Here is a 1,201-nt window from a genome sequence, read left to right as displayed (position 1 = left end):
CGCTGCAGCGCCTGCTCGCGGGTGGCGCCGGTGACGATCAGCTTGGCCAGCAGCGAGTCCCAGGCCGGGCCGATCACCGAGCCGGACTCCACCCCGGCGTCCAGGCGCACCCCGGGGCCGGTGGGCGGGACGAAGGCGCTCACCGTGCCCGGGGCGGGCAGGAAACCACGGCCCGGGTCCTCGCCGTTGATCCGGAACTCGATGGAGTGCCCGCGCACCGCCGGGTCGTCGTAGCCCAGCTCCTCGCCGTCGGCGATGCGGAACATCTCCCGGACCAGGTCGATGCCGGTGACCTCCTCGGAGACCGGGTGCTCGACCTGCAGGCGGGTGTTGACCTCCAGGAAGGAGATGGTGCCGTCCGCGGCGACCAGGAACTCCACGGTGCCCGCGCCCACATAGCCGGCCTCCTTGAGGATCGCCTTGGAGGCGGCGTACAGCTCGGCGTTCTGCTCCTGGGTCAGGAACGGGGCCGGGGCCTCCTCCACCAGCTTCTGGTGGCGGCGCTGCAACGAGCAGTCCCGGGTGGAGACCACCACCACGTTGCCGTGCGCATCGGCCAGGCACTGCGTCTCCACGTGCCGGGGCCGGTCGAGGTAGCGCTCGACGAAGCACTCCCCGCGCCCGAACGCCGCGACCGCCTCGCGGACCGCGGAGTCGTAGAGCTCGGGAACCTCCTCCAGGGTGCGGGCCACCTTCAGACCGCGCCCGCCACCGCCGAACGCCGCCTTGATCGCGATCGGCAGCCCGTGCTCGCGCGCGAAGGCCACCACCTCCTCCGCGCCGGAGACCGGGTCCGCGGTACCCGCCACCAGCGGCGCCCCGGCCCGCTGGGCGATGTGCCGGGCGGCGACCTTGTCCCCCAGGTCCCGGATCGCCTGCGGCGGCGGACCGATCCAGGTCAGCCCCGCATCGAGCACCGCCTGGGCGAACTCCGCGTTCTCCGACAAGAACCCGTACCCCGGATGGACCGCGTCCGCCCCCGAGTCCTTCGCCGCCGCCAGCACCTTGGCCATGTCCAGATAACTGGCGGCCGGGGTGTCACCGCCCAGAGCGAACGCCTCGTCCGCCGCACGGACATGCACGGCGTCCCGGTCCGGATCGGCGTAGACGGCCACGCTCGCGATCCCGGCATCCCGGCAGGCCCGAGCAACGCGGACAGCGATTTCGCCACGGTTGGCGATGAGCACCTTGCGCACGATGG

Annotated in this window: 1 protein-coding gene; it reads right to left on the bottom strand. The window is 72.9% G+C overall.

Annotated elements, in window-relative coordinates:
* A partial coding sequence (locus tag ACWD0Y_RS36680) for an acetyl-CoA carboxylase biotin carboxylase subunit (protein ID WP_450264582.1) occupies nt 1-1,196 on the bottom strand: 1,196 nt, incomplete at its 3' end.
* Between the last annotated feature and the right edge of the window lie 5 nt (nt 1,197-1,201).

Source organism: Streptomyces altiplanensis, from assembly GCF_053591575.1.
The sequence above is the reverse complement of the archived record's forward strand: the minus strand, read 5'-3'. Positions and strand labels throughout refer to the sequence as shown.